Consider the following 19,589-nt stretch of genomic DNA (forward strand, 5'->3'; position numbering starts at 1 on the left):
GATGAGGCGCGGCGGCGCATCGCCGGGCACTCCGGTCCGGACGCCCGCCCGCTGATCCGCCCCGACGCCCGCACCCCCGGCGTGTTCCGGGCGCTGCTCGGACTGACGGTCGCGTCCGCGGTCCTCTACGCCGCGTCGATCCTGCGCAACCTCCTCCCGGGCGCGGCCCAGGACATCGCGGACTCGCTGCCCGAGGGCAGCGCGCAGTCGCCCGCGATGACCGCCGAGGCGATCGAGGGCGCCCTCACCGGCAGCGTCTGGTTCGCGACCCTGCTGGGCCTGGCGGTCTACGCGATCGTCCTCGTCGGGCTGACCCGGCACAGCAACACGGCGCGCATCATGGGCGCCCTGTTCGCCTCCATCGCCATCTTCGTGACGCTGCTGGGGACCATCCGCCTGTTCGTCTTCCCTGCCGGGGACGTGGTGCTGCCCCTGGTCCTGGGCGGGCTGTTCGCGCTCGTGAACGCGGCCTGGCTCGTGTGCGCCTTCAACCCCGGCCTCGCGACGACTTTCCTGCGCCGCCGGGCATGATGGGGGCATGCACCCCCTCGACGACGATCCCCACGAGATCACGGACCCCGCCCCCGATCTCGCGTCGCTGCGTCCCCTGCGCCTGTTCCAGACCGTCACGGCCGTCACGGGCGCACTGAGCGCGGCCGGCGTGGGGGGCGTGCTCGCGCTGCAGTCGACGCCCGGCTACGCCCGCGCCGTGCTGGAGGCGCGCTCCTGGGGCGCGAGCGAGGTCACCGAGGCCGACGTCGCCGCGTTCCTCACCCCGGCGGGGGCGTGGCCGGTGGCCGCCGCGGCGGTGGTCGTCCTGACCCTGGTGCTCCTGGCCGGCATCACCCGCCGCATCCGGGCCGTGCGCCCCGTGGGGAGCGTGCTCGTGGTGCTGGGGATGCTCACGGCGGCCTTCTGGATGGTCGACGGCGGGCGGATGGTGCAGGCCGGGGGAGGGGGCCCGGTCGTGCTGGGCGCCGTCGTCGGGATGCTCGTGTCCAGCGCGGTGTGGCTGCGTGTGGCGCACCGGCGGGAGACGCGCGACGCCTTCGACGGCTGAGCTCGGACCGCCTCCGCCCCCCGTCCCCACGCCGCCCCCACGCTGAGGCCCGCAGACACGCCGCGACGCCGGGCCGGTAACGGCGTGTCTGCGGGCCTCGGCGGGAGGGGGCGCCGCCCACGACGACGGCGGCCCGCCTCCTCGTGCGAGGAGACGGGCCGCCGTCGTGGTGCGGGGGATCAGAACTGGCGGGCCAGGATGGCCTGCTTCACCTCGGCAATCGCCTTGGTCACCTGGATGCCGCGGGGGCACGCGTCGGTGCAGTTGAAGGTCGTGCGGCAGCGCCACACGCCCTCCTTGTCGTTCAGGATCTCCAGGCGCATGTCGCCGGCCTCGTCACGCGAGTCGAAGATGAACCGGTGCGCGTTCACGATGGCGGCCGGGCCGAAGTACTGGCCGTCCGTCCAGAACACCGGGCAGGACGAGGTGCACGCGGCGCACAGGATGCACTTCGTGGTGTCGTCGTAGATCGCCCGGTCGGCCTGGGACTGGTAGCGCTCCTTGGTGGGCGCGTGGCCCTCGGCGACCAGGAACGGCATGATCTCGCGGTAGGACTGGAAGAACGGGTCCATGTCCACGATCAGGTCCTTCTCCACCGGCAGGCCCTTGATGGGCTCCACCAGGATGGGCTTGGACAGGTCGAGGTCCTTCAGGAGCGTCTTGCAGGCCAGTCGGTTGCGGCCGTTGATGCGCATGGCGTCGGAGCCGCACACGCCGTGGGCGCAGGAGCGGCGGAACGACAGGGTGCCGTCGTGGTCCCACTTGACCTTGTGCAGGGCGTCCAGCACGCGGTCGGTGCCGTACATGGTCAGGCGCCACTCGTCCCAGTAGGACTCCTCGGAGGACTCCGGGAGGTAGCGGCGGACCTTGAGCACGATGTCGAAGCTCTCGACCTCGCCTGCGCCGCCACCGGCGGACTGGGTCTGCGCCTGGGCCACGGGGGCCTCGGTCTCGGTTGCTGAGTGGCTCATCAGTACTTACGCTCCATCGGCTGGTAACGGGTCACGACGACGGGCTTGGTCTCGAAGCGGATGCCCTTGACGCCCTCCATCTCCGCGGTCTCGTCACGGTAGATCATGGTGTGCGCCATGAAGTTCTCGTCGTCGCGGTCGGGGTAGTCCTCGCGGTAGTGCCCGCCGCGGGACTCCTTGCGGCCCAGGGCCGCGAGGGTCATCGCCTCGGCGATGTCCAGCAGGTAGCCCAGCTCCATGCCCTCGAGCAGGTCGAGGTTGAAGCGGTGGCCCTTGTCCTGGACGGACACGTTCTCGTAGCGGCCGCGCAGCTCCTCGATCTTGGCCAGTGCGCGGCGGATCGAGTCCTCGTCGCGGAAGACCTGCATGTCCGCGTCCATGGACTCCTGGAGCTCGGCGCGGATGTCCGCGACGCGCTCGGAGCCGGTGGCGGAGCGCAGGTTCTCGATGTGCTCCACGGTGGGCAGCTCACCGCCCTCGGGCAGCTCCACCCAGTCCGCCTGCGCGGCGTACTCGGCGGCGTAGATGCCGGCGCGGCGGCCGAACACGTTGATGTCCAGCAGCGAGTTGGTGCCCAGGCGGTTGGACCCGTGCACGGACACGCAGGCCACCTCGCCGGCGGCGTACAGGCCCGGCACGACGGTGTCGTTGTCCTGGAGGACCTCGGCCTTGATGTTCGTGGGGATGCCGCCCATGAAGTAGTGGCAGGTGGGGAACACCGGCACCGGCTCCGTGTAGGGCTCGACGCCCAGGTAGGTGCGGGCGAACTCGGTGATGTCCGGGAGCTTCTCGTCGATGTGCGAGGGCTCCAGGTGCGTCAGGTCGAGCAGCACGTAGTCCTTGTTGGGGCCGGCGCCGCGGCCCTGACGGACCTCCTCGGCCATGGACCGGGCCACGATGTCGCGCGGGGCGAGGTCCTTGATGGTGGGGGCGTAGCGCTCCATGAAGCGCTCACCGTCCGCGTTGCGGAGGATGCCGCCCTCGCCGCGTGCGGCCTCGGAGAGCAGGATGCCCAGGCCGGCCAGGCCGGTCGGGTGGAACTGCACGAACTCCATGTCCTCGAGCGGCAGGCCCGCGCGGTAGGCGATGGCCATGCCGTCGCCGGTGAGGGTGTGGGCGTTCGAGGTGGTCTTGTACACCTTGCCGGCGCCGCCGGTGGCGAAGATGACCGACTTGGCCTGGAAGACGTGGATCTCGCCGGTGGCCAGCTCGTAGGAGACGACGCCGGCGGTGCGCTTCTGCTTGTAGGCGGTGCCGTCCTCGCGCACGGCGTCCTCCTCCACCAGCAGCAGGTCGAGCACGTAGAACTCGTTGAAGAACTCCACGTTGTGCTTGACGCAGTTCTGGTACAGCGTCTGGAGGATCATGTGGCCGGTGCGGTCCGCGGCGTAGCAGGCGCGGCGCACGGGCGCCTTGCCGTGGTCACGGGTGTGGCCGCCGAAGCGGCGCTGGTCGATCTTGCCCTCGGGGGTGCGGTTGAAGGGCAGGCCCATCTTCTCGAGGTCCAGCACCGCGTCGATGGCCTCCTTGGCCATGACCTCCGCGGCGTCCTGGTCCACCAGGTAGTCGCCGCCCTTGACGGTGTCGAACGTGTGCCACTCCCAGTTGTCCTCCTCGACGTTGGCGAGGGCCGCGCACATGCCGCCCTGGGCCGCGCCGGTGTGGGAACGCGTGGGGTAGATCTTGGTGAGGACGGCGGTGTGCGCGCGCTGACCGGCCTCGATGGCCGCGCGCATGCCCGCGCCGCCGGCGCCGACGATCACCACGTCGTACTTGTGCACCTGCATTCAGGTCTCTCTTTCTGGGTGTCTGTGACGCGGCGGCCGCTCGGGCCGGCCGCACCGCAGGGCGAGCGTTTCCGAGGTCAGCCGCAGAAGGCCGGGGAGCCCTCGAGCAGGGCGCCGGAGGCGTCCACCATGCAGGGATCGAAGGTGAAGATCACCAGGGTGCCGAGGATGATGATCACGGCTGTGGCGATGTACAGGATCATCGTCAGCCAGAAGCGGGCGCTGCCGCGACGGGTGTAGTCGTTGATGATCGTGCGCACGCCGTTGGCGCCGTGCAGCATGGCCAGCCACAGGAGGGCCAGGTCCCAGAACTGCCACAGCGGGTGCGCCCACTTGCCGGCCACGAAGCCGAAGTCGATGGCGTGGATGCCGTCGCCCACCAGCAGGTTGGTGGTCAGGTGCACGGCGATCAGCACGACGAGGAAGACGCCCGAGATGCGCATGAACAGCCAGGCGAGCATCTCGAAGTTGCCGCGGCCGCCGCCGTCGCGCGTGTACTTGGGGTCCAGACGGCGGCTGCGGGGCGCCGCGATGGTGGTCTCAGCGGTGGTGCTCATGGCTCAGTGACCTCCGAGTGCGAGGCTGAAGTGACGGATGGCGAAGCCCAGGGTCAGGACGACCCACAGCCCCAGCACGATCCACAGCAGGGTCTTGTGGTGCTGGGTGCCGCCCTTCCAGAAGTCGACCAGGATGATGCGCAGGCCGTTCAGGGCGTGGAAGATGATCGCCGCGACGAGGCCGGCCTCGCCGAGCGCGAAGTACCACGTCTTGTACGAGCCGATCACGGCGTTGTAGGCCTCGGGGGAGACCCGGACCAGGGCCGTGTCCAGCACGTGGACGAGCAGGTAGAAGAAGATGACGACGCCGGTGACGCGGTGGCCCACCCAGGACCACATGCCGCCGTGGCCCCGGTACAGGGTTCCGCGGCCGTTCTTGGCCGGGGCCTGCGCAGTGGCGCTAGACACGGTTGATACCTCCAGGGGGAATGCACGATCCCGGTCCTCCGCCGTGGGACGACGACGGGCAGGGGCGTGTGCGAGTGGATTCCTCCACCTAGGGTAGACCCTTCCCGCGCCTCCGTGCCCGATCGGGACCCGGGCGACCACTGTGACGCGTGCGGCGCCCCGCCGCCGTCCTGTTCGGTCTGGGCTGTGCCCCGCCTGGGACGCGGCGAGTGGTCCCCCGTCCGGACGGTTCCGTAGTCTGGCCCGGTGAGCACCGATCCGAACCTGACCGATGCCCCGCGCGAGGCCGCGCCGGGCACGGCCCTGTCCCGCTTCCACGCCGTGATCCCCGCCGGGGGCGTGGGCACCCGCCTGTGGCCCCTCTCGCGGGCCGCCGCGCCGAAGTTCCTCCACGACCTCACCGGCTCGGGTCAGACCCTGATCCGTGCCACGTGGGACCGTCTGGCGCCCCTGGCCGCGGGCATGCTCGTGGTGACCGGGGAGGCCCACCGGGAGGCGGTGTGCACGCAGCTGCCGTCCCTGGCGGAGACGGATCTGGTGCTCGAGCCCTCGCCTAAGGACTCCGCGGCCGCCATCGGCCTGGCCGCGGCGATCCTCTCCCTGCGCGACCCGGACACGATCATGGGCTCGTTCGCGGCGGATCAGGTGATCTCCCCGGTGGAGGTCTTCCAGGACGCGGTGCGGCAGGCCGTCGAGACGGCGGCCACGGGCCGGATCGTGACCATCGGCATCGAGCCCACGCACGCGGCCACGGGCTTCGGCTACATCCGCCGGGGCCGCCGCCTCCGCGTGGCCGGCGCCCCGGACGCGCACGACGTCGCCGCGTTCGTGGAGAAGCCGGACCTGAAGGTCGCCCAGCAGTACGTGAAGTCCGGCCGCTACCTCTGGAACGCGGGCATGTTCGTGGCGCCCGTGGGCCTCATGCTGGCCCACCTCGAGGAGAACGAGCCCGCGCTGCACGCCGGCCTGATGGAGATCGCCCGCGCGTGGGAGACGCCGGAGCGGGACGAGGTCATGGCCCGGGTGTGGCCCGAGCTGACGAAGACCGCCATCGACTACGCCGTGGCCGAGCCCGCCGCCGCCGTCGGCGACGTGGCCATGATCCCCGGCTCCTTCACGTGGGACGACGTGGGGGACTTCGCGGCGATCGCCCGCCTGAACCCGGTCAAGGACGCCTCCGGCATCACGGTGATCGGGGACACCCCGCGCGTGTACTCGGACGACGCGTCCGGCGTCGTGGTGACGGACACGAAGCGCGTCATCGCCTTGATCGGCATCGAGGACGTCGTCGTGGTGGACACCGAGGACGCGCTGCTGGTCACCACCACGGAGCACGCCCAGGAGGTCAAGAAGGCCGTCGAGGCGCTCAAGGCGGAGGGCGTGGACGAGGTCCTCTGACCGCGTCCCCGGCCGGGTCCGGCCCCCACCGACCGGCACCCCCGGAGTAGGGTGCTGGGCCATGACCACCTCCGACTCCGTGCTGACCGGGCCCCGTCCGACCTCCGTCCCCTCGGTGGCCCCCGTGGTGGCCGAGCTCGAGGAGGAGATCGTGGCCTTCCGCCGCGACGTGCACCGGCATCCCGAGCTCTCCTATGAGGAGTACCGCACCACCGACCGCATCGTGGAGCTGCTCGCCGGCTACGGGCTCTCGCCCGTGCGGATGGAGTCCACGGGTGCCTACGTGGACGTCGGGGAGGGGCCGGTGGTGCTGGCCCTGCGCGCCGACATCGACGCGCTGCCGGTCGAGGAGGAGACCGGCCTGCCCTACGTGTCCGTCAATGACGGCGTCGCGCACGCGTGCGGCCACGACATGCACACCGCCGTCATGGCGGGTGTGGCCGTCTCCCTCGGCCGCATCCTCCGCGGGGCCACCGCCGACGCCGACCTGCGCGCGGCCGGTGAGCGGGCCCACGGCACGGTCCGCGTCATCTTCCAGCCCGCGGAGGAGCGGCTGCCCGGCGGCTCCCTGGCCGTGCTGCGCCAGGGGGTCCTCGACGACGTGCCCCGCATCCTGGCGGCGCACTGCGATCCCCAGGTCGACGTCGGCTCGATCGGCACCCGCATCGGCGCCATCACCTCGGCGGCGGACACCATCCGGATCACCCTCACCGGACGCGGGGGGCACACCTCGCGGCCCCACCTCACCGAGGACATGGTCTTCGCCCTGTCCCAGATTGCCGTGAACGTGCCCGCCGTGCTCTCCCGGCGGATCGACGTGCGCTCGGCCGTCTCCGTGGTGTGGGGGCAGATCGCCGCCGGCAGCGCGCCCAACGCGATCGACAACACCGGCTACCTCGCCGGGACCATGCGCTGCCTCGACGCGGACGTGTGGGAGGAGGCCGGTGCGCTGCTCGACGAGGTGGTCCGACAGGTGGCCGCGCCGTACGGCGTGCACGTGCAGCTCGAGCACGTGCGCGGCGTCCCGCCGGTGCACAACACCGAGGGCGAGACGGCGCTGATCGAGACCGCGGCGCGGCGGGAGCTCGGCTCGCGGGCGATCGTCCTGACCCCGCAGTCGATGGGCGGCGAGGACTTCGCCTGGATGACCCAGAAGGTGCCCGGCTCCATGCTGCGCCTCGGCACCCGGTCCCCGGGTGGCCCCATCTACGATCTGCACCGCGGGGACTACGCGCCGGACGAGCGGGCCATCGGCGTGGGCATGCGGGTCTTCACCGCCGCCGCGCTGCAGGTGCTCACGGGCGAGGACCACCACTGACCGGACGGGCCCACCGTTCGGTAGACTCGCGCTCATCCGGACGGGGCCACCCGCACGGGCCCCGTCTTTCCGCGGCCACCGGCCGCGGACCTCGCACCGTGCCTTCCGAAATGAGGACCCCATGGGCATCGCCACCCCGTCGGCCGCGCGCCGCCGTCGTCTCCTGCTCCCCGCCGCCGCGCTCGGCGTCTCCGGCCTGCTGCTGACCGCGTGCGGCGCCCCGCCGGAGCAGTCCGAGGCCTCGGGCTCCGGCGCCGCCGAGAGCGAGGCCATCGCCACCGTGGACGGCGTCGGCTCGGACAACAAGGACTACAAGGCCTGCATCGTCTCGGACGAGGGCGGCTTCGACGACCGCTCCTTCAACCAGTCCTCCTACGAGGGCCTCAAGGCCGCCGAGGAGGCCTACGGCATCACCACCAGCGAGGCCGAGTCGAACGAGCCCAGCGAGTACACCCCGAACGTGACCGCCATGGTCAACGGCGACTGCGACGCCGTCATCGGCGTGGGCTTCCTCCTCGGCGACGCCATGAAGCCGATCGCCGCGCAGCACTCGGACACCCACTTCTTCGGCGTGGACGTCACCGACGGCGACTTCACCGACAACTTCCAGAAGCTCACCTACGACACGGCGCAGGCGGCGTTCCTGGCCGGGTACCTGGCGGCGGGCACCACCGAGACCGGCACCGTGGCCACCTACGGAGGGGCCGAGATCCCCACCGTCACCATCTTCATGGACGGCTTCGCCCGCGGCGTGGAGCACTACAACGAGGTCAAGGACAAGGACGTCAAGGTCCTGGGCTGGGACAAGGACGCGAAGACCGGCTCGTTTACGGGCGACTTCGAGAACGTGGCCAACGGCAAGACGAACACCGCCAACTTCATCAACGAGGGCGCCGACATCGTGATGCCGGTGGCGGGCCCCGTGGGCCTGGGCACCCTGGACGCCGTCCGCGAGGCGAACCAGGGCGGCAAGGACGTCAAGGTCATCTGGCCGGACTCGGACGGCTACGAGTCCACCAAGGACGGCAACCTGATCCTCACCTCGGTGAAGAAGAACATGGGCCAGTCCGTCACCGACGTGATCGCCGCGGACCTGAAGGACGAGTTCTCGGCCGAGCCCTACGTGGGCACGCTGGAGAACAAGGGCGTCGAGCTGGCCCCGTTCCACGACTTCGAGGACACGGTGCCGCAGGAGCTCAAGGACGAGCTCAAGGACCTCGAGGCGAAGATCATCTCGGGCGAGCTGAAGGTCGGTTCGGAGTACTCCCCGGAGGCCTGACCCGCCTCGCCACCGCCGCGGGGCCGGCCCGGACCCCTCCGGACCGGCCCCGCGGCGCGCGGGCGCCCGGCCCGCCCCCGCCGCCGAGCGCGGCACCACGAGCATCGACCAGACGGAAGGCCCTCGATGAGGCTCGAACTGCGCGGGATCACCAAGCGCTTCGGCTCGTTCGCCGCGAACGAGGACGTGAACCTGACCGTGGAGTCGGGGCGGGTGCACACCCTCCTCGGCGAGAACGGCGCCGGCAAGTCCACCCTGATGAACGTCCTCTTCGGGCTCTACGAGCCCACCGAGGGGGAGATCCTCCTCGACGGCGAGCCCGTCCGGTTCTCCGGTCCCGGTGAGGCCATGCGCGCGGGCATCGGCATGGTGCACCAGCACTTCATGCTCGTGCCCGTCTTCACGGTGGCCGAGAACGTGGCCCTCGGCGACGAGCACACCCGCGCCCTGGGCGTGCTCGACCTCGAGGCCACCCGCCGGCGGATCCGGGAGATCTCCGCCCAGTACGGCTTCGACGTGGACCCGGACGCCGTCGTCGAGGACCTGCCCGTGGGCGTGCAGCAGCGCGTCGAGATCATCAAGGCCCTCGTCCGCGACGCGCGCATCCTCATCCTGGACGAGCCGACCGCCGTGCTCACCCCCCAGGAGACCGACGAGCTGCTCGGCATCATCCGGCAGCTGCGGGAGGACGGCACGGCGATCGTGTTCATCTCCCACAAGCTGCGCGAGGTCAAGGCCGTCTCGGACGACATCACCGTGCTGCGCCGCGGCCGCGTGGTCGGCACGGCGGACCCCTCCGCCGAGGCCGCCGAGCTGGCCGCCCTCATGGTGGGCCGGAGCGTCGTCCTCGAGCGGCGCAAGACGGCCCCGACCCTGGGGGAGGAGACGTTCCGCGTCGAGGACCTCTCCGTCGTCTCGCCCACGGGCCAGGTGCTGCTGGACGCCGTGTCCTTCGCCGTCCGCCAGGGCGAGGTGCTCGCCGTGGCCGGTGTGCAGGGCAACGGGCAGACCGAGCTGACCGAGGCGATCATGGGCCTGGTCAAGGCCACCGGCTCCGTCACCCTGGACGGTCGGGAGCTGATCGGCCGGTCCACCCGCCAGATCATCCGCGCCGGCGTCGGCTTCGTGCCCGAGGACCGCTCCACGGACGGGCTCGTCGGCCCGTTCTCCGTGGCGGAGAACATGGTGCTCAACCGGTACGACGTCGCCCCGGCCGGCAACGCCGTGCAGATGCGCCCCGCCGCGGTGCGGGCGCTCGCCGAGCGCCGCGTGGCCGAGTTCGACGTCCGCACCCAGGGCGTGGACCTGCCGGTCTCCTCCCTCTCGGGAGGCAACCAGCAGAAGGTCGTCATGGCCCGCGAACTCGTGGACGGGCTGCGCCTGTTCATCGCCTCGCAGCCCACGCGCGGCGTGGACGTCGGCTCGATCGAGTTCCTGCACGACCGGATCATCGCCGAGCGCGACGCCGGCACCCCCGTGCTGATCGTCTCCACCGAGCTGGACGAGGTCCTCGAGCTGGCGGACCGGATCGCCGTGATGTACCACGGGCGGATCGTCGGCATCGTGCCGGGGGACACCTCGCGCGAGACGCTCGGCCTCATGATGGCCGGCCAGACCCCCGACGACGCGGCCCTCGCCTCCGGCGCAGACGTCGCCGCGGGCACGCCCGGCACCGCCGGTGAGGCGCCCGCCGCCCACCCCACCACGGAAGGAGAGCGCCCGTGAGCACCGCCGTCCGACGCGGCCGTCCGGCCCGCCCCCGCCGACTCCGCCCTGCGCCGGATCCTCTCGGGCAACGGCACGGTCACCGCCCTGGCGATCCTGCTGTCCCTGCTGATCTCCGGTCTGCTGATCATCGCCGTGGACGAGGACGTCCGCGACGCCGCCGGCTACTTCTTCGCCCGCCCGGGCGACCTGCTCTCCGCCGCCTGGGCCGCGTTCGCCGGGGCCTTCGCGGCCCTGTTCCGCGGCGCCGTCTTCAACTACCGGGCCTCGGACGCGACGGGCATGCTCTACCCGCTCACCGAGACCCTCACCGTGGCGACCCCGCTGATCATCATCTCGCTGGGCATCGCCATCGCCTTCCGGGCGGGCCTGTTCAACATCGGCGGCCAGGGCCAGTTCATCTTCGGCGCCATGTTCGCCACGTGGTTCGGCGTGCACCTGCACCTGCCGGCCGGCGTGCACCTGCTGCTCGTCGTCGTGATGGGCGTGCTCGGCGGCGTGCTGTGGGGCTCCGTCGTCGGCGTGCTCAAGGCCTGGACCGGCGCGCACGAGGTGATCCTCACGATCATGCTCAACTACGTGGCGGTGAACCTGCTCGCGTACCTGCTGAACACCCCCGTCCTGCGGGCACCCGGCACCACGAACCCGGTGTCCGCGCCGCTGGACCGCTCCGCCATGTTCCCGCGGCTGCTGGGGACCGACTTCCGGCTGCACTGGGGCTTCTTCGTCGCGCTGCTGGCCGTGCTCTTCACGTGGTGGCTGATGCAGCGCTCCACCCTCGGCTTCCGCCTGCGGGCCGTGGGCGCCAACCCGGACGCCGCCCGCACGGCCGGCATCTCCGTCAAGGGCTCCTACCTGGCCGCCATGGCGATCTCCGGCGGCCTCGCCGGCCTGGCCGGCGCCACCCACGTGGCCGGCACGGAGAGCACGCTGAACACCTCCGTGGCCGGGTCCTTCGGCTTCGACGCGATCACGGTGGCGCTGCTCGGCCGGTCCCACCCGGTGGGCGTGCTGTTCGCGGGCCTGCTCTTCGGCGCCCTGCGCGCCGGCGGCGTGACCATGCAGACCGAGACCGGGGTGCCGGTCGACATCGTCCTCGTGGTGCAGTCCGTGATCGTGCTGCTCATCGCGGCCCCGCCGCTGGTGCGCGCCATCTTCCGGCTGCCCGCCCCGGGCGCCGCGCGCGCCCGCCGCGCGGCCGACCCCGTGACCCAGCCCGCCGTGGCCGGCGCCGCGCTGACCGGCGCCGGCGGCCACGCCGCCGCCCCGTCCACGGGCGTCCAGGAGGCCGCGACCGCCGCCGTCGCGGACCCGCAGGCTCCGACCACTGCACCCACGGACACGGCCCCGACCCACCGCCCGCACGAGCAGAAGGGGGACGCCCGATGAGCGCGACCGCCGCCCGGCCCCACGCCGACGTCGTCCGCCCCGAGGCCGCCGAGCCCGCCCGGGTCGTGGTCCGGCACTGGACCACCCCGATCGCCCTGACGATCCTGACCCTGCTGGCCCTGGCCGTCTTCGCCCTCGGCGCCCCCGAGGCGGCGGCGACCTTCCGACTCTCGAACGCGTCCGACGCCGTCGTGCTCCCGGACCTGACCGCCGACCCCGTGCTGGGGGGCTGGCTGCTCGTCGGGCTCATGGCGCTGCTGACCGCGGTGGCCTGGCTGGCGACCCTGCGCTCGGGGCGCACCCCCGGCTGGGCCGCGGCCCCGTTCGCCGTCGCCTTCGTGGCCGCGTTCCTCATCTGGGTGATCGGCTCGGCGGACAACACCACCGTGTTCCTCACCGGCCTGATCGCCGGCTCGTTCGCGCTGGCCGTCCCGCTGATCTTCGGCTCGATGGCCGGCATCCTGGCCGAGCGCTCGGGCGTGGTGAACATCGCGATCGAGGGTCAGCTGCTGGCGGGCGCGTTCACGGCCGCCGTCGTCGGCACCGCCACCGGCTCGCCCTGGGCGGGCCTGGTCGCCGCCATCGTGGCCGGCGTCCTCGTGTCCTGGCTGCTCGCCGTGTTCTCGATCAAGTACCTGGTCAACCAGGTGATCGTCGGCGTCGTGCTCAACGTGCTCGTGGCCGGCCTGACGAGCTTCCTGTACTCCACCGTCCTCACGGACGGGGACACCGAGCTCAACGCGCCGCCGCACTTCCCGAACCTGCGGATCCCGGGCCTGGCGGACATCCCCGTGCTCGGGCCCATCCTGTTCGACCAGACGATCCTGGGCTACGCGATGTACCTGCTCGTGATCGCGCTGTGGTTCGCCCTGTTCCGCACCCGCTGGGGCCTGCGCGTGCGCGCCGTGGGCGAGCACCCCAAGGCCGCGGACACCGTGGGCATCGACGTGAACCGCACGCGGTACGCCGCCGTCCTGCTGGGCGGTGCGGTGGCCGGCATGGGCGGGGCGTTCTTCACGCTCGTCTCCGCGTCGTCCTTCACCAAGGAGATGACGGCGGGCCAGGGCTTCATCGCGCTCGCGGCCGTGATCTTCGGCCGCTGGAACCCGATCGGCGCGTTCTTCGCGGCGCTGCTGTTCGGCTTCGCCACCAACATGCAGTACGTCCTGGCGATCCTCGGCACCCCGGTGCCGAGCCAGTTCATGGCGATGCTCCCGTACCTCGTCACGGTGTTCGCCGTGGCCGGCCTCGTGGGCCGCTCGCGCGGCCCGGCCGCCTCGGGCGTGCCGTACGTGAAGGAGTAGCCGTGGCGGACGGGCAGCACACGACGACGGCGCCGCGCGTGGACTGGGACCGGCTGCGGGCCGCGGCCCTGGCCGCCACGGAGCACGCCTACGTGCCCTACTCGGGGTTCCGGGTGGGCGCCGCCGCGCTCACCGACGACGGCCGCCTCGTCTCGGGCTGCAACATCGAGAACGCGTCCTACGGGCTGACCCTGTGCGCCGAGTGCGCGCTGCTGGCCGACCTGCGCATGGGCGGGGGCGGCCGACTGGCCGCGTTCGTGTGCGTGGACGGCGCGGGCGTGCTCACCATGCCCTGCGGGCGGTGCCGCCAGCTGCTGTACGAGTTCCGCGCCCCCGGGCTCGTGCTGCTCACCCCGGCGGGGGAGCGGGGGATCGACGCGGTGCTGCCGGACGCCTTCGGCCCGGCCGACCTGGAGCGGGCGGACCGTCCCTGACCTGCGGCGCGCTCCCGGGCCCGCTCGCTAGAGTCGGAGGCTGACCGTCGCAGCCGTCCCCCGAGGAGACCCCCATGACCGCGCAGCCGCAGGCCGAGCCCTTCGACGCCGTCGAGGTGATCCGCACCAAGCGGGACCGGGGGACGCTGTCCCCCGAGCAGATCGACTGGGTGGTGGACGCGTACACCCGCGGCGTGGTGGCGGACGAGCAGATGTCCGCCCTGGCCATGGCGATCCTGCTCAACGGCATGGACCGCGCCGAGATCGCCCGCTGGACGGACGCGATGATCGCCTCGGGCGAGCGCATGGACTTCGGCGGGCTCACCACCCCGGACGGCCGCCCCCTGGCCACCGCGGACAAGCACTCCACCGGCGGCGTGGGGGACAAGATCACCCTGCCGCTGGCCCCGCTCGTGGCCTCCTTCGGGGTGGCCGTGCCGCAGCTGTCCGGCCGCGGCCTCGGCCACACCGGCGGCACCCTGGACAAGCTCGAGGCGATCCCCGGGTGGCGGGCCGACCTCAGCAACGAGGCGATGCTGCGCCAGCTCTCCGAGGTGGGCGCGGTGATCTGCGCCGCCGGCTCCGGCCTGGCCCCGGCGGACAAGCGCCTGTACGCCCTGCGCGACGTCACGGGCACGGTGGAGGCCATCCCGCTGATCGCCTCCTCGATCATGTCCAAGAAGATCGCCGAGGGCACCGGCGCCCTCGTGCTGGACGTCAAGTGCGGCTCGGGCGCGTTCATGAAGGACGAGGCGTCCGCCCGCGAGCTGGCCCGGACCATGGTGGACCTCGGCCGGGACGCCGGGGTGGACACCTCGGCGCTGCTCACGGACATGTCCGTGCCCCTGGGCCGGACGGCCGGCAACGCCCTCGAGGTCCGCGAGTCGGTGGAGGTGCTCGCCGGCGGCGGCCCGGCCGACGTCGTGGAGCTCACCGTGGCGCTCGCCGCCGCGATGCTCGCCGGCGCCGGGGTCACGGACGTGGACCCGGCCGAGCACCTGGCCAACGGCCGGGCGATGGACGTGTGGAACCGGATGATCGAGGCCCAGGGCGGCGACCCCCGCGCAGCCCTCCCGACGGCGGCCCACACCGAGGACGTCGTCGCGGAGACGGACGGCGTCCTCACCGAGCTGGACGCGATGGCCGTGGGCCTGACCGCGTGGCGCCTCGGCGCCGGGCGGGAGCGACAGGGCCAGGCCGTCCAGGCCGCGGCCGGCGTCGAGGTGCACGTGCGCCCCGGCGAGCGCGTGGCCCGGGGTCAGAAGGTGCTGACCCTGCACACGGACACGCCGGAGCGCTTCGAGCGGGCGAGGGCCGCGCTCGCCGGCGGCTGGTCCGTCGGCGAGCTCGACGACGACGCCGCCCGGGCCCTGCGCGAGCGCTCCGTGATCCTGGACCGGATCGGCTGACCGGATGCTCGCGTGGCTCGAGGGGGCGATCCTCCACGCCTCCGCGCAGTGGTGGGTCCTGCCGCTGACGCTGCTGCTGTGCCTGCTCGACGGCATCGTGCCGATCTTCCCGTCGGAGTCGGTGCTGGTGGCCCTCGGCGCGATCGTCCGCGACGGGCATCCGTTCTCCCTGTGGGCGCTGTGGGGGGTCGGCTTCGCGGGCGCGTTCCTGGGGGACGTGGCCGCGTACGCGATCGGCCGTGCCGTGGGCGTGGAGCGGTTCCGGTGGATGCGGCTGCGGCGGGTGCGGGCCACGGTCGAGGTCGCCCGTCACCACCTGCACAGCCACGGCGCGCTGCTGCTGTTCACCGCCCGGTTCATCCCCGGCGGCCGCGTGGCCCTGAACCTCACGGCCGGCGCCACCCGCTATCCGCCGGTGCGGTTCGTGGCGCTGGACCTGCTCTCCACGGCCAGCTGGGCCGCGTACTCGATCATGATCGCGCGCCTGACCGCGGGCTGGCTGGAGAACCCGGTGCTGCAGATCGCCGTCTCCGTGACGGGTGCCGCGCTCGTGGGCCTGCTGCTGGACCGCCTGCTCAAGGCCCTGCTGCGCCGCCGGCTGGGCGCCGGGGTGAAGGGCCTCACCCTGGCCGAGCAGGAGGCCCTGCGCTGAGCGCCCTGCCGTAGAGTGACGCCCGTGACGACGACGCAGCTTCCGGACACCGCATCCCCCTCCCCGCTCGAGGTCGACCTGGCCGTCCTGCCCAAGGTCTCCCTCCACGACCACCTCGACGGCGGCCTGCGCGTGGGCACCGTCCTCGACCTGGCCCGCGAGGCCGGCGTCGAGGTCCCCGCGGACACCGTCGAGGGCCTGGCCGAGTGGATCGCCGAGCACGCCAACGGCGAGTCCCTCGAGAAGTACCTGCAGGTCTTCGCCCTGACCACCGCCGTGATGCAGACCCGCGAGCAGCTGCGCCGCGTGGCCCGCGAGTTCGTCGAGGACCTGGTCGCCGACGGCGTCGTCTACGGCGAGATCCGCTGGGCCCCCGAGCAGCACCTGGCCGGCGGGCTGAGCCTGGACGAGGCCGTCGAGGCCGTGCAGGCCGGCCTGGACGAGGCGGTCGAGGCCGCCGACGCCGCGGGCCACGTGATCCGCGTGGGCCAGCTGGTCACCGCGATGCGGCACGCCGACCGGGCCCAGGAGATCGCCGAGCTGGCCGTGCGCCACCGCGAGGCCGGCGTCGTGGGCTTCGACATCGCGGGCGCCGAGGCCGGGTTCCCGCCCTCCCGCTTCGCCGACACCTTCACGTGGCTGGCCGCCCACCACCTGCCCGTCACCGTGCACGCGGGCGAGGGCGACGGCCTGGACTCCGTCCGCTCGGCCCTCGTGGACGGCCGCGCCCTGCGTCTGGGCCACGGCGTGCGCCTGGCCGAGGACATCTCGGTGGAGTACGGCGGTGTGGACGAGGACGGCGAGCAGCTGGACGAGCTGACCGGCCTCGTGGACCTGGGCGAGACCGCCGCGTGGGTGCGGGACCGGCAGATCGCCTTGGAGGTCTGCCCGTCCTCGAACCTGCAGACCGGCGCGGTGGACGCCGCGGCGGGCATCGCGGGCCATCCCATCGACCTGCTCGTGCAGCTCGGCTTCCGCGTCACCGTGAACACGGACAACCGGCTCGTCTCGGACGTGTCCCTGACCGACGAGCTCTACCTGCTCGCCGAGACCTTCGGCTACTCGCTCTCCGAGCTGCTGGACCTGCAGCTCAACGCCGCCGAGGCCGCCTTCCTGTCCGTGGACGAGCGCGAGGACCTCGCCGAGATCCTCGTGGCCGGCTGGGGCGAGGTCATCTCCGGCGACGCCGTCGGCCCGGTCCTCGAGGAGCTGGACGACGAGGACGAGGACGACTGATCCGTCCGTGAGCGCGAGTGTGGACCGTCTGGTGGCGGTGGTCGAGGCCCTGCGCGACCACTGCCCGTGGACGGCCGCGCTCACCCACGCCGACCTCGCCGAGTACCTCGTGGAGGAGGCGTACGAGGCGGTGGCGGAGATCGAGTCCCGCGACGCCGCCGCGTGGGCCGACGTGCCCGCGCGTCGGGCCGACGGCGCGTACCCCGCCCTGGCCGCCGAGCTCGGGGACGTCCTGTTCCAGGTGGTCCTGCACGCCGCCGTCTCCCGGGCGCCGGGCGCCCCGGCGGAGACGGCCGGGTTCCGCGTGGACGACGCCGCCGACGCCCTCACGGCCAAGATGATCCGGCGCAACCCGCTCGTGCTCACCCCCGAGGGCGGCCTGCGCCCGGCCGGGGAGCTCGCCGCCGTCACGCCGGAGGCCGTCGAGCTGGCCTGGGAGCGGGTCAAGGCGCAGGAGCGGGCGGCCGCGGGGCTCTCGCCCGCCGCCCCGGCCCACGACGACGGCGGCACCGGCCCGGGCCTCGACGTCGGCGACATCCCGGCCCGGCTGCCGGCGCTGGCCGCCGCCGCGAAGGTGGTCGACCGCGCGGCCCGGCAGGAGCCGGACCCGCTCGCCGCGCACGTCCCGGCGCCGGCCGCCGAGGCGGGGGAGCGCCCGGCGGCGGGGTGGCCCGACGAGGCCGCGCTCGGGGCGGAGCTGTTCGCGCTGGTGCGCCGGGCCCGGGCGGCGGGGCTCGACCCCGAACGGGCCCTGCGCACCACGGTGGCGCGGGTGCGTGCGGGGGACTGGTCGGCCCTGCGCCCGTCCGGCTGACGCGACGCCGCTTCGGCCCGGCCGCAGTTCCGACCGCGCCCCAGCGACATCGCAGCCGGGGGGAACGGCGGTCTTGTCGCCGGCGCGCGGCCGACTGGAACCTGAGGTCCCCGCTAGGCTGAGGCCGTGTCCACGCCGCGGGCACGACTTCCGACTTCGATTGAAGGAGACCCGTCCATGGCCCTGATCGACGCCATCCACGCTCGCGAGATCCTCGACTCGCGCGGCAACCCCACCGTCGAGGTGGAGGTCCTGCTCACCGACGGCTCCCTGGGCCGCGCGGCCGTGCCCTCGGGCGCGTCCACCGGCGAGTTCGAGGCGGTCGAGCGCCGTGACGGGGACAAGAAGCGCTACGGCGGGAAGGGCGTGCTGGACGCCGTCGCCGCCGTCGGGGGCATCGCGGAGGAGCTCGAGGGCGAGTTCGCCGCGGACCAGCGCGCCGTGGACCGCGCGATGCTGGACCTGGACGGCACCCCCAACAAGGGCAAGCTGGGCGCGAACGCGATCCTGGGCGTGTCCATGGCCGTCGCGGCGGCCGCCGCGCAGGCCTCCGACCTCATGCTCTACAAGTACCTGGGCGGCCCGAACGCCCACGTGCTGCCCGTGCCGATGATGAACATCCTCAACGGTGGCGCCCACGCGGACTCCAACGTGGACATCCAGGAGTTCATGATCGCCCCGATCGGCGCCCCGTCCTTCCGCGAGGCCCTGCGCTGGGGCACCGAGGTCTACCACGCCCTGAAGACCGTGCTGCAGGAGAAGGGCCTGTCCACCGGCCTGGGCGACGAGGGCGGGTTCGCCCCGTCCCTGGAGTCCAACCGGGCCGCCCTGGACCTCATCGCCGAGGCCGTGACGAAGGCCGGCTACCGCCTGGGCGAGGACATCGCGCTGGCGCTGGACGTCGCCTCCTCCGAGTTCTTCGACAAGGGCTCCTACACCTTCGAGGGCCAGCAGCGCTCCGCCGAGGAGATGGCCGCCTACTACACCGAGCTGGTGGACAACTACCCGATCGTCTCCATCGAGGACCCGCTCGACGAGGACGACTGGGACGGCTGGCAGCACCTGACCGCGCAGCTGGGCGATCGCGTCCAGCTGGTGGGCGACGACCTGTTCGTCACCAACGTGGAGCGGCTGCAGCGCGGCATCGACGAGAAGGCCGGCAACGCCCTGCTCGTGAAGGTCAACCAGATCGGCTCCCTGACCGAGACCTTCGACGCGATCTCCCTGGCCCAGCGCCACATGTTCCACTGCATGATCTCGCACCGCTCGGGCGAGACCGAGGACACGTTCATCGCGGACCTCGCGGTGGCCACCAACGCCGGCCAGATCAAGACCGGCGCCCCGGCCCGCTCGGACCGCGTGGCCAAGTACAACCAGCTGCTGCGCATCGAGGAGGACCTGGCCGACGCCGCCGTCTACGCGGGCCGCTCCGCCTTCCCGCGCTTCCGCGGCTGACCGTCCCCGACGACGACGCGCGGGCCCGCCCGGATCCCTCCGGGCGGGCCCGCGTCCGTCCCGGGGGCGGCCAGGAGCCTGCCAGGGGCGGGCAGTAGGCTGTGGGGGTCCCCGCCACGCGTCCGAAGGAGTCCGCGATGAGTCCGCGCCGCCCCCGCGTGCCCCGTGTCGACCCGACGACGGGCGCCCCGCGCCGGACCGCCGTCGCCGCCCCGGCGGCCCCGACGACGGCCTCCCCGAAGGCGGACGCGCCCACGCCGACCCCTGAGGCCACCACGCCGACGCCCGCGGCCACGGGCGCCGAGGTCATCGACCTGCACAGCGTCCAGGAGCGCCGCCAGGCCGGTCACCCCGGACACCTGGACGGGCACCCGGACGCGGACCGGGCTGACA

The 19,589-nt window shown here is 72.9% G+C and carries 18 protein-coding genes and 1 pseudogene; 15 read left to right on the top strand and 4 right to left on the bottom strand.

Going from position 1 to position 19,589, the window contains the following annotated elements:
• Positions 1-531, top strand: a 531-nt coding sequence (locus J1M39_RS01610; protein WP_206496406.1) for a hypothetical protein, incomplete at its 5' end; no start/stop codon positions are given.
• Positions 532-538: 7 nt separating this feature from the next.
• Positions 539-1,060, top strand: coding sequence for a hypothetical protein (locus J1M39_RS01615; protein ID WP_135040343.1), 522 nt, complete (start codon positions 539-541; stop codon positions 1,058-1,060).
• Between the two features lie 179 nt (positions 1,061-1,239).
• On the opposite strand, the gene J1M39_RS01620 is transcribed toward J1M39_RS01615, so the two are convergent.
• From J1M39_RS01620 to sdhC, 4 genes are all read right to left on the bottom strand, one after another.
• Positions 1,240-2,031 (bottom strand): succinate dehydrogenase iron-sulfur subunit, encoded by a 792-nt coding sequence (locus J1M39_RS01620; protein ID WP_036381948.1) that lies wholly within the window; start codon positions 2,029-2,031, stop codon positions 1,240-1,242.
• Entirely contained in the window at positions 2,031-3,818 is a 1,788-nt protein-coding gene (sdhA, locus tag J1M39_RS01625) for a succinate dehydrogenase flavoprotein subunit (protein ID WP_069941877.1), read from the bottom strand. The genes J1M39_RS01620 and sdhA overlap by 1 nt, the downstream gene beginning before the upstream one ends.
• A 77-nt stretch (positions 3,819-3,895) precedes the next feature.
• Positions 3,896-4,375, bottom strand: coding sequence for a succinate dehydrogenase hydrophobic membrane anchor subunit (locus J1M39_RS01630; RefSeq protein WP_036314556.1), 480 nt, complete (start codon positions 4,373-4,375; stop codon positions 3,896-3,898).
• A 3-nt stretch (positions 4,376-4,378) separates the two neighbouring features.
• A complete protein-coding gene (gene sdhC / locus J1M39_RS01635) occupies positions 4,379-4,783 on the bottom strand; it encodes a succinate dehydrogenase, cytochrome b556 subunit (protein WP_078025777.1) in 405 nt (134 codons plus the stop codon).
• Positions 4,784-5,029: 246 nt separating this feature from the next.
• Here sdhC and J1M39_RS01640 point away from each other — a divergent pair, with 246 nt between their 5' ends.
• The 13 genes and pseudogenes from J1M39_RS01640 to J1M39_RS01700 all read left to right on the top strand — a co-directional run.
• Positions 5,030-6,181, top strand: coding sequence for a mannose-1-phosphate guanylyltransferase (locus J1M39_RS01640; RefSeq protein WP_052001221.1), 1,152 nt, complete (start codon positions 5,030-5,032; stop codon positions 6,179-6,181).
• A gap of 61 nt (positions 6,182-6,242) precedes the next feature.
• Complete coding sequence (locus J1M39_RS01645; RefSeq protein ID WP_060974015.1) at positions 6,243-7,499, top strand: amidohydrolase; 1,257 nt, start codon at positions 6,243-6,245, stop codon at positions 7,497-7,499.
• Positions 7,500-7,620: 121 nt separating this feature from the next.
• Positions 7,621-8,778 carry a BMP family lipoprotein gene (locus tag J1M39_RS01650; RefSeq protein ID WP_060974005.1) on the top strand — a complete coding sequence of 386 codons (1,158 nt, stop codon included), beginning with the start codon at positions 7,621-7,623 and terminating at the stop codon, positions 8,776-8,778.
• 126 nt (positions 8,779-8,904) lie between these two features.
• Positions 8,905-10,503, top strand: coding sequence for an ABC transporter ATP-binding protein (locus tag J1M39_RS01655; RefSeq protein WP_036340061.1), 1,599 nt, complete (start codon positions 8,905-8,907; stop codon positions 10,501-10,503).
• Positions 10,504-10,551: 48 nt separating this feature from the next.
• Positions 10,552-11,892 carry an ABC transporter permease gene (locus J1M39_RS01660; RefSeq protein WP_159305560.1) on the top strand — a complete coding sequence of 447 codons (1,341 nt, stop codon included), beginning with the start codon at positions 10,552-10,554 and terminating at the stop codon, positions 11,890-11,892.
• The gene (locus J1M39_RS01665; RefSeq protein ID WP_036336743.1) at positions 11,889-13,196 is read left to right on the top strand and encodes an ABC transporter permease; all 1,308 of its coding nucleotides are present in this window, start codon (positions 11,889-11,891) and stop codon (positions 13,194-13,196) included. Before J1M39_RS01660 ends, J1M39_RS01665 begins: the two co-directional genes overlap by 4 nt.
• A 2-nt stretch (positions 13,197-13,198) precedes the next feature.
• Positions 13,199-13,630, top strand: a complete 432-nt coding sequence (locus J1M39_RS01670; protein ID WP_036336742.1) for a cytidine deaminase — start codon at positions 13,199-13,201, stop codon at positions 13,628-13,630.
• Positions 13,631-13,704: 74 nt separating this feature from the next.
• On the top strand, positions 13,705-15,039 hold the full coding sequence (locus J1M39_RS01675; protein ID WP_036336740.1) for a thymidine phosphorylase: 1,335 nt from the start codon (positions 13,705-13,707) through the stop codon (positions 15,037-15,039).
• Positions 15,040-15,043: 4 nt separating this feature from the next.
• Positions 15,044-15,691 carry a DedA family protein gene (locus J1M39_RS01680; protein WP_036336738.1) on the top strand — a complete coding sequence of 216 codons (648 nt, stop codon included), beginning with the start codon at positions 15,044-15,046 and terminating at the stop codon, positions 15,689-15,691.
• A gap of 24 nt (positions 15,692-15,715) precedes the next feature.
• The gene (locus tag J1M39_RS01685) at positions 15,716-16,927 is read left to right on the top strand and encodes an adenosine deaminase (RefSeq protein ID WP_036336747.1); all 1,212 of its coding nucleotides are present in this window, start codon (positions 15,716-15,718) and stop codon (positions 16,925-16,927) included.
• Positions 16,928-16,934: 7 nt separating this feature from the next.
• Complete coding sequence (locus tag J1M39_RS01690; RefSeq protein WP_119217515.1) at positions 16,935-17,741, top strand: MazG nucleotide pyrophosphohydrolase domain-containing protein; 807 nt, start codon at positions 16,935-16,937, stop codon at positions 17,739-17,741.
• 177 nt (positions 17,742-17,918) lie between these two features.
• Positions 17,919-19,196 (top strand): phosphopyruvate hydratase, encoded by a 1,278-nt coding sequence (eno, locus tag J1M39_RS01695; protein ID WP_145015646.1) that lies wholly within the window; start codon positions 17,919-17,921, stop codon positions 19,194-19,196.
• A 137-nt stretch (positions 19,197-19,333) separates the two neighbouring features.
• Positions 19,334-19,589, top strand: a pseudogene (locus tag J1M39_RS01700) (FtsB family cell division protein); the annotation flags it as partial.

The organism is Micrococcus sp. KRD077 (genome assembly GCF_017168505.1).
GTDB lineage: Bacteria > Actinomycetota > Actinomycetes > Actinomycetales > Micrococcaceae > Micrococcus > Micrococcus luteus.